Genomic DNA, 8,851 nt, shown 5'->3' with positions numbered 1-8,851 from the left:
CCTGTAATGATTGTGAGTTAATCTCTTTCAACCATTGATATCATCTTTTAAGACTCTTATTCGTTTGTTCAACTCAAATCTTGATATCGCTTTGCCGTCTTGCTCATAAGATTTGATTTTGTTCTCCAAAGCCCAGTTGTAGATGAACCTACAAGCTCCTATGTGTTTTGTAATTAACTCCTGTTGAGTTTGATTTGGATACATACGATACTTGTAGGCTTTTAACATATTACAGTAGTTAGACTTTAACATTATATATATGTTATGTTAAATGTGGTTCAAGAGTGTATATCGCATTCATCTTCCAGCTTCGCTGGGAGTCTTCTGCTATATTTGGGATAAAATACCTCCTGATATAACCTATAGCGCACTGACTTCTGATGAGCATGACGAGCATCCAGTATATACAGCTGAAACTATAAAAAAAGCGATTAAAAAAGGAATAGACCCTTCTGGAAGCCTGCTTGACTCTACTATGCCAAGATGGCACATGTCTGATAAAGATGTAGATGATGTAGTAGAATATTTAAAAAAGCTTGATAATTAACACTTATAATCAGTTGATGTAATTAGTTCTGTCATTGTCAATTTCCATGATACAGGTATCAGTAAGTGGTAGCATTACATGTACTATAGTTCCAACATCTTCCTCACTTTCAACCCATATACAGCCGTTATGAAGCTCAATAATTTCTTTACATATATACATCCCGATACCTGTACCGCCATGATTTCTTGTCATTGACCCGTCAATCTGGTAGAAAAGTCCGAAAATATTTGGTATCAACTCTTTTTTGATACCTATTCCATTATCCTCGATCATAATGTGAGCGTTGTCGTTCTCTCTAAATCCATATATTGTTATTGTTCCTTCACAGGGTGTAAATTTATTTGCGTTATCTACTAAATGAGTAAACACCTGTTTTAAATAATCCCAATCACCATAGATTAACAATTCATCTTCCACGGATGTTTTAACATATTGATTTTTTTTCTGTATTTTGGGATTGAGATTTGATACAATATTGTCTATCAATCTTTTTATTTTAAATGGATGAAATTGATAACTGGATTTTTCAGTATGTAGGACGTTTAAATAAAGAAGTGATTCAATAAGATGTGTTAACTGGTCACAGCTTTGGACAATAACATTCATAGCCTTTTTTTGTTTTTCATTAAGTTCTCCTAGGGTTTCATTGTTTATCAAATCGCTATAGCCCTTGATGTGGGTCAGTGGAGTTCTTAATTCATGGCTCAAATTCGCTATGAACTCATCTTTCATTTTATCCAGAGATTTGAGTTCTTCAGTATATTTTTCAAGGGCTTTTTTGGCGTTTTTAAGTTCGGTAACATCCAAGAGTGAGCCTATTACTCTGGACTCTCCAGGAACTATACTGACGACCATGTTAATGTGATGCTGGTTACCATATCGGTCTAAAAAACGGTACTCATATTTGTTAGGCGCAGAATATGGGTCATGGAGTAATTTTTTGTAATTTTGGTGCAACCGTTCTATATCTTCTTCTGCTACAAACTCCATCCAGTTCTTTTTTCCTTCTATCTCTTCTTTGGAGTATCCTGAAAGTCTTTCAAATTCTCTGTTTACAAGGGAAAATATATTGTTGCCATCTGCAATTACAGTGGCTGTGCCTGTTGTCTCAAAAATAGTTCGATATTTTTCCTCATTATCTTTTAATTGTTCTTCTGTAGTTTTGCGTTTGTTAATATTACGCGTTGAAAATATGATTTTTAGGTCATTTTTAATATCATCCTGAACAAGTTTTCCGATAGTTTCCACCCATATATAATAACCCTTTGCATGTATACATCTGAATTCAGCAGTTGATGAGTCTACATTTCTTAAATCTTCATTAAACTTTTTTTTTATTTTCTCTACATCATCAGGATGGATAAAGTTAAAAACTGTTTCGCCGATTATTTCTTCAGGTTTGTATCCAATTATATGTTCATGGGAAGGGGTGGCATATTCGATAATACCGTTTTTATCGGTTTTTGTAACCATGTCCTGCATGTTTTCTGTAATCTGGCGGAATGATTTTTCAATTTCTCTGTATTTGGTACGATCATCACCTGAACTCAAAACTCCAATAATATGTCCGTTATCATCTTTTAACACTGTATTGTTCCATGATATAATACGTTCTTCACTATTTTTTGTTAATATTGGAATTTCAAGGTATTCGGATTCCAGTTGTCCAGAAATCAGTTTTTTGACAGTGTTATTAAAGACATTGTGGTATTTTTCAGAAATAAATTCGTATATGTTCCTCATCAAAATGTCATCTTTATTGTATCCAAGTATCTCACGACCCTTTTTGTTTACAAATGTGATATTCAGGTAGGCATCGATTACCAGAATAACTACACCGGCCACATCAAGATATTTTTTGTTCAGTAATTTTTCTTTTTCAAGCTCGCTATAATATTCATGAAGTTTGGATTCCATTAACTTATAATCGGTAATATCCTGAGTGGCACCATACATTAAATATGGATCATTGTTCTCGTCCAGAACGAATTTTCCAATGGATTTAACATACCGTATTTGTCTGTCGTTGTTTTTCAGGATTCGATACTCTATATGATAATTATTATAGGCGTTTTTCAGTGCAGCATTTAGTGATTTTTTAAATTCTGGTAAATCATCAGGGTGAGCAACTGATAAAATGTCATCTATCGACTCTGGCTCTTCAATGAATCCTAGAATAAGTTTCAATTGATAAGATGAGGTTATGTTATCGTTCTTGATGTCCCATACCCAACTCCCGATATTTGCCAGCTTTTCAGCTTCATTATGGATAGATTCTTTTTTGATGTTTTGTTTATCCTGTTCATCCAGTTTTTTAATTTCATTGACTTCATTACGAAGTGCATTAATCTCTTGTATAAGTTCTTTTTTAGTTTTATTTTCATCCCGCATCTATCACTTATCCTTAACCAGATTGTATATACAAAATAATAATATAAATTATATAAATATATTCTAAAACTTTGAGATACACTAAAACGATTATTTGTTCTTTTTTATAAAGAAGAAATGAAATATCACCTCTCATGGATTTTTTATCTAATACCAACCGGCTCAGTTTGATGATTTGCTTATAATTATAATTTTATTTTAAACCCTTACTTGCAAGATGGTATGATAATATCTGTTCAAGTCCTTCCAGATATTGATTGATATCTATTGAATTGATAGTTGAAGTTATATTGTTTATTTGGTTGTAATTTTCCTGCCATTTTTCAAGGAAGTGTTTTTCTATATAGTATTTTTTCAACAATTCCACCATTTCTTTTTTATTTTTCTCATCCAAGTCTTCTACATTCAGTATTTTGTTTGATATAGCATAGGCGAATATACCAGAACTGAAATCGCCTTCTTTAACTTCTCTTTCCCATGTGCTTAACCAATTACCAATTCTTGCCATTTTCTGGGCTCTCCAGATAACTTCCCTGAGATATGGGAGGTCTTTAATATCAAAACTGGGAGATGCCATCAAATCAATATCAGAATACAGGTAAAAAGTCATGTTATGGTTGGCATAGATTTCTGCTTCTTTTAAATTAATCAAATAGGGATTAACATTAATAACATATGAGTGATGGAGAGAATTAAGCAATTGTTTAATATCGAAAGTAAAAATATCTTTAAATTCTTCATATCTTGGTAAACTCACAAGTTCTAAGTTTATGTTGTCCCATATTTCCTCTGCAAGTTTTATTCGCCTTATTTTGTTAATGTCGTTTATGTTTCTGGTATCGATATTTTCTTTTTCGAAAGGTATATCCAGACATTTTTCAAGCAGTTCTTTATCTTTGTACTTGTCTGCTATATCATCCAGAGTAGCTACAAAAATTGTTAGAATTGTTTTTAGATTTCCTATATGTTGTGTGTATTCCTCGGGTACAGTTGAAAACATAAACCCTGGATTTCGGGAAGTAGTCAGGGTCTGTACCCAGTTCCAGAGGAACCTGTCTCTATCTCCACAAATATCTTCATATTTTTCTATATAATATGATATTTCGTCCGGAATGTTCATCTCTTTTATCTGTTCCATGTTTTTATAGAAATCCGGTGATTCTACAAGGTCTGTTATAGTGTCTATAGGTCTATAGTTCATATTTATCACTTGGCGAATATGTATAATAAGTCCATTTTATTTGTGTTTTTATAAATACATTAATATTAATGAACTTTATAAACCAACAATGGTTATTTAAATAATTAAAAAGCAATTTTTATCCAATATTAAACACAAAACGAAGACCAAACATGGCGGATGTATCACGTTATATCAAAAACCTTGATTATGAACACTGCAAACAGCTGACCCATATTGTATTTGGGTTTGTACTGCTGCTGTTCCCTTTTTTGAGTGTTTACAGTTTATTGGCTGGTTCAGTCTTTGTTCTAATACTGTTGAGATACATTCCAGAAGAATCGGTTCTCTACTGTATTGTTCATGATAACCCCTCATATTATTCTGACCAACCCAAAAAGCCGAAAATAAGAAGTTCATACAATCTTGTAGTATCAATAACCATTCTTCTGTTAATAGGAGCTATACTTGATTTTACTTCATATTCATATCCGTTGTATGTAATTTCAGGTGCATTTGCAATTTCCACTTTTGGTGTAAGTACTGCAAATTATGTAAATCGTAAAATAGTATATAAAAAGTACACATTAACATTGACATCCATTATTGTTCTGCTCGGGGTGAGCATAATCACATCGTTTCTCTCAAGTTCATGGATTATTTTTTGGCAAAATACATCAACCACCTACGGCATGGTCTTTTTTATTTCAGTGATAGGAGCTATAACAGGAGCTTTATTTGAATCTATACCTTCAAATATTGATACTAATTTCATTGTTCCGCTTGGGTGTGGGATGGTGATGTGGATGTTTGCTGCTTTTGGTTACTTTGTACCACCGCTTCAGATGTCTTTGGCATTCATTTTTTCTCTACTTTTGGGAATTTTAGCCTATAAAGCAGGAATAGCAGACATATCTGCACTACTCAGTGCAGCGCTTCTTGGAGTTTTGATAATTGGTTTTGGTGATTTCTTCTGGTTTATATTGCTGTTAATGTTTTTCATACTTGGAGGAATCTTTACCAAATACAAATACAAATACAAGGAATCCATCGGTATTGCACAATCTGAAGGGGGCATTCGCAGTTATGAAAATGTGTTAAGCAATAGTACAGCTGCATTATGTCTTGCTATCGCTTATGGGATTTATCCTGAATACAGTTCTTTAATAATCTTTGCATATCTGGGGGCTGTAGCAACAGCCACCGGTGACACACTGGCAAGTGAAATAGGTACTACAGCAAAAGCAAAACCAAGGATTATAACCACATTAAAACCCACATATCCTGGTACAGATGGTGCGATATCCGTTCTTGGAGAGGTAGCAGCAGTCTCAGGCTCTATATGTATAGGGTTGTTGGCCTATCTTTTTGGACTGGTTGATAACCTTTTACTTTCGTTGGTGATAGGTACTGCAGGAGGATTTATAGGAACAAATATAGATAGTCTGATAGGGGCAACAATACAGAAAAAACATTTCCTTTCAAACAGTGGTGTTAATTTTGTTGCAACATTTGCAGGTGCTTTAGTATCAGGAATTCTTTATATATTAATGTAATAAATTATTTTAATTGTCTATTTTTAGTTGCAATTTTTATCTGCAGATATTGTAAAAGTAAACCTGCTGCCTTCCCCGTATTTACTTTCAACTTCTATATACCCACCATAAATTTCGACAAGTCTTTTTACCAGTGTTAATCCAAGACCTGTACCAGCATGCCGTCTTTTAGTACTTGAATCTAGTTGTTTAAATGATTCAAATATTTCGTCCTGTTTATCTTCTGGTATTCCTATACCTGTATCAATAACCGAAAATTGGTAATTATTATCCACAATATCCACTTCTACGGTAACTGATCCATTATTTGTAAACTTTATAGCGTTGTATAAGAGATTATAAAGTATTTGTCTGAGTTTTATATTATCCATACAGACATACTCTATATCAGGGTTAATTTTTGAATCAAGGGTTAATTTTTTCAGATGCAAGTGGAGACAATTTTGCCATTAAATCTTCAATGATTTCGGTTAATGATATTTTTTCATAATGAAGTTCCAATTTACCAGCTTCTATATTTGACAAATCGAGTAAATCGTTGATGAGGTCAAGCAGGTTCTGTCCACTTTTGTGTATTTTATTCAAATAATTTATCTGGTTGTTGTTTAATTTTCCTGCTTTTCCTTTAAGCATGATATCTGAAAAACCTATAATTGAGGTTAGAGGAGTACGCAACTCATGACTCACATTGGCAAGAAGTTCGCTTTTTGCTTGACTGGTAGATTCAGCCTCCAATTTTGCATTGATTAGGTTCTCTTCAGCTTGTTTTCGTGTAGTAATATCACGGCAGAACCCAAGGATAATCGGTTCACCTTCCAAATCAATCCGGGTCATTTTTACCTCTACCGGATAAATTGAACCGTCTTTTCTTTCATGAGAAGTTTCTATGCGATAGGAATTATGTCTTGATAAATTACTCCAGTATCTTTTTCTGGAATTATAATTTTCGTTGTAGGGCTCAATATCCGTAATATTCATTGAAAGAAGTTCACTTTTTGTGTAACCCAGATTTTCACATGCAAGTTCATTTACGAAGAAGGGGTAACAGGGGTACGTGAAAGCCAACGGTTTCTAACCGTCTCCTTAAATTAAAACACTCTAAATTAAAAATTTAGAGTTAAACTTAAACTTGGTAAATTGAAATTTACCAATATCTTTAAACTGTAGTTTAAAGAGTCTTTGATTTAAGTTGTTTAAAGGATATCTTTAAACGAAGTTTAAAGATTGATGAAACAACCCCGTAGATTACTGTTTTCAGGCACTGTTCAGTTAAGACCATCTACAATTGATTTGTAACTTTAAATCATTGTGCTTAAAAATATTAAACAATCGATAATAGATTATATATGTCTCATTAACTGAACAGTACCTATGATTCAAATGAAAAAAGGTTAAAAATATGCATTGGAAGCAGTTTATTTCTGGAATAACCCGTAAGATATGAAGCATCAGGGTTCACATCAATAAAATATCCGTTTTTGTGAACAACGAATATAACCACAGGCGAATTGTTAATGTAGCTTCGCAACTTCCTTTCGCTGTTTTGAAGAACTTCTAACGGTGAAAAAATTGATAACCCAAGATACCTGAAAAATTCGATTGATAGATTGAAAGTATTGCAGAAAAGGCTCAGTAGAAAGAAGAAAGGTTCTAATAATTACAGGAAACTGAAACACCAGATAGCCAAGTATCATGAGAAGATTAGCAACCAGAGAAAAGATTTCCAGCATAAGTTAAGTTCCAGATTGATAAGCGAGAACCAAGCTGTCTGTCTGGAAACTTTGAATGTTAAAGGACTGCTGACAAATTATAATCTTGCACAGCATATAATTGATGCTTCATGGAGTAATTTCGTACAGAAAACCCTATTCTGACTAAAGAATCTAATTCTGAAACGATTTAAGAAAAGGAGCTCCTTTTTGGTTTTGGACAAAAACCAGAAAAATGAGCAATTATGAAAAGGAACAACATATACCTTAAATTTATCGATGAAACATTAAAAATTATCAGAGGAACCAGACTGCCATTGTATTCGATTAAATACTCGAAACAGACCTATGACCAGCACCAGCTAATGGTGCTGGTACTGTTTAAAGAGTACATGGTTGCCGATTACAGGAGTTTCATTCAAAGACTGGAACTCATGTATCCGATTCTAGATAAACTGGAACTTGAAAATGTTCCACATTTTACTACATTACAAAAATTCGTTAGCAGGATATCCACTTACAAGTTCAACCGGATACTCAATCAAACAGTGAAACTGTTCTACAACCGGGGCGGACAGCCCCGGTATAGTAGCAATCGATGCTTCCGATATGACCAGCTGTTATGCAAGCTACTATTATTCATTGAGGACCGATACGTATCGAAAGAATTTCCTGAAAATCTCTATATCTGTGGATACGGATAAACTGATTATATTAGCAGACAAAATCACCAAAAACCCTACACATGACGTTAAACATGCATTACCGGTGCTTAGACAATCCCACAGTATTAAAAAACCATCATATTACGTCATGGATAAAGCCTATGATTCAGAAAGAATACATGAACTGATAAGAGATGAATTAGACTCCTATGCTGTTATTCCTATAAGAAATAAATCCAGGAAAAAAATCAACGGCAAATACAGGAAAGAAATGTACATTGATTTCAGTGAAGTTATCTACTTTGAAAGGAATCTGGTTAAAACTGTGATTTCTGTCATAAAAAGATTATTTGGCGAAAAGGTCAAAGCGAGAAAATACAGAAATCAAGTCAAAGAAGTTAAAACAAAACTGATTCTGTACAACATCCACAGGTCTATAGTAAATCATGATGTTTTAATCATCATAAAGGTTTTCTACAGAGCCAATAATCTTTCCGCGTATATTGATAACACCTTTAACAAAACCAGGCGCCTGAGGTATACGTGTAACTTCCTGCATCCTAATAATTTCCTGAACCTGCATTATGTCTACACCAAATTCCTCGTCACCAAGATTGAAAGCAACAAGCTGCAGGTTCTTATCCTCTGTACCAGCACCTTTTTCCTGTTCGTATTCCATCCGTTTTCACCTCAAAAATTAAAAAAGGAGGTAGGTTAGTTGACCTCCTCGCTGTTTTCAGAATTCTGGATCTGTGAAGAATCTAGTTTGAAAAATTCCACTGATTTTTTAAGGTTGTCTG

General features: G+C 33.7%; 8 protein-coding genes and 3 pseudogenes. 4 read left to right on the top strand and 7 right to left on the bottom strand.

Annotation, left to right across the window (positions count from 1 at the left end; all coding sequences use genetic code 11):
• A pseudogene (locus QZ276_RS06170) lies at nucleotides 1-228 on the bottom strand (helix-turn-helix domain-containing protein); the annotation flags it as partial.
• 43 nt (nucleotides 229-271) lie between these two features.
• On the opposite strand from QZ276_RS06170, the gene QZ276_RS06165 reads away from it, so the two are divergent.
• Nucleotides 272-547 (top strand): cytochrome c, encoded by a 276-nt coding sequence (locus tag QZ276_RS06165; RefSeq protein WP_292486272.1) that lies wholly within the window; start codon nucleotides 272-274, stop codon nucleotides 545-547.
• A gap of 9 nt (nucleotides 548-556) precedes the next feature.
• Here QZ276_RS06165 and QZ276_RS06160 read toward each other — a convergent pair whose 3' ends face one another.
• Nucleotides 557-2,941, bottom strand: a complete 2,385-nt coding sequence (locus tag QZ276_RS06160) for a PAS domain S-box protein (protein WP_292486270.1) — start codon at nucleotides 2,939-2,941, stop codon at nucleotides 557-559.
• Between the two features lie 193 nt (nucleotides 2,942-3,134).
• Complete coding sequence (locus QZ276_RS06155; RefSeq protein ID WP_292486268.1) at nucleotides 3,135-4,142, bottom strand: hypothetical protein; 1,008 nt, start codon at nucleotides 4,140-4,142, stop codon at nucleotides 3,135-3,137.
• A 152-nt stretch (nucleotides 4,143-4,294) separates the two neighbouring features.
• On the opposite strand from QZ276_RS06155, the gene QZ276_RS06150 reads away from it, so the two are divergent.
• Nucleotides 4,295-5,677, top strand: a complete 1,383-nt coding sequence (locus QZ276_RS06150; protein ID WP_292486267.1) for a TIGR00297 family protein — start codon at nucleotides 4,295-4,297, stop codon at nucleotides 5,675-5,677.
• 23 nt (nucleotides 5,678-5,700) lie between these two features.
• Here the strand turns inward: QZ276_RS06150 and QZ276_RS06145 are convergent, their stop codons facing one another.
• The 3 genes from QZ276_RS06145 to QZ276_RS11555 form a co-directional block, all read right to left on the bottom strand.
• Entirely contained in the window at nucleotides 5,701-6,048 is a 348-nt protein-coding gene (locus tag QZ276_RS06145; protein ID WP_292486265.1) for an ATP-binding protein, read from the bottom strand.
• Nucleotides 6,049-6,082: 34 nt separating this feature from the next.
• A complete protein-coding gene (locus QZ276_RS06140) occupies nucleotides 6,083-6,742 on the bottom strand; it encodes a histidine kinase dimerization/phospho-acceptor domain-containing protein (RefSeq protein WP_292486263.1) in 660 nt (219 codons plus the stop codon).
• A gap of 304 nt (nucleotides 6,743-7,046) precedes the next feature.
• Nucleotides 7,047-7,178, bottom strand: a complete 132-nt coding sequence (locus QZ276_RS11555; protein WP_369334627.1) for a PAS domain S-box protein — start codon at nucleotides 7,176-7,178, stop codon at nucleotides 7,047-7,049.
• A 49-nt stretch (nucleotides 7,179-7,227) separates the two neighbouring features.
• Between QZ276_RS11555 and QZ276_RS06135 the strand changes: the two are divergent.
• Both QZ276_RS06135 and QZ276_RS06130 read left to right on the top strand, forming a co-directional pair.
• Nucleotides 7,228-7,539, top strand: a pseudogene (locus QZ276_RS06135) (RNA-guided endonuclease InsQ/TnpB family protein); the annotation flags it as partial.
• Nucleotides 7,540-7,631: 92 nt separating this feature from the next.
• Nucleotides 7,632-8,484: pseudogene (locus QZ276_RS06130) on the top strand (IS5 family transposase); the annotation flags it as partial.
• 21 nt (nucleotides 8,485-8,505) lie between these two features.
• Here QZ276_RS06130 and QZ276_RS06125 read toward each other — a convergent pair.
• A complete protein-coding gene (locus QZ276_RS06125; protein ID WP_342765706.1) occupies nucleotides 8,506-8,730 on the bottom strand; it encodes a chemotaxis protein CheW in 225 nt (74 codons plus the stop codon).
• Nucleotides 8,731-8,851 lie beyond the last annotated feature (121 nt).

Source organism: Methanohalobium sp. (assembly GCF_018609725.1).
GTDB lineage: Archaea > Halobacteriota > Methanosarcinia > Methanosarcinales > Methanosarcinaceae > Methanohalobium.
The sequence above is the reverse complement of the archived record's forward strand: the minus strand, read 5'-3'. Positions and strand labels throughout refer to the sequence as shown.

What these genes read in the sequence shown, in the direction of transcription:
- QZ276_RS06165 (WP_292486272.1), top strand. Translation starts at nt 272, where the DNA reads ATGTGGTTCAAGAGTGTATATCGCATTCATCTTCCAGCTTCGCTGGGA.
- QZ276_RS06160 (WP_292486270.1), bottom strand. Translation starts at nt 2,941, where the DNA reads ATGCGGGATGAAAATAAAACTAAAAAAGAACTTATACAAGAGATTAAT.
- QZ276_RS06155 (WP_292486268.1), bottom strand. Translation starts at nt 4,142, where the DNA reads ATGAACTATAGACCTATAGACACTATAACAGACCTTGTAGAATCACCG.
- QZ276_RS06150 (WP_292486267.1), top strand. Translation starts at nt 4,295, where the DNA reads ATGGCGGATGTATCACGTTATATCAAAAACCTTGATTATGAACACTGC.
- QZ276_RS06145 (WP_292486265.1), bottom strand. Translation starts at nt 6,048, where the DNA reads ATGGATAATATAAAACTCAGACAAATACTTTATAATCTCTTATACAAC.
- QZ276_RS06125 (WP_342765706.1), bottom strand. Translation starts at nt 8,730, where the DNA reads ATGGAATACGAACAGGAAAAAGGTGCTGGTACAGAGGATAAGAACCTG.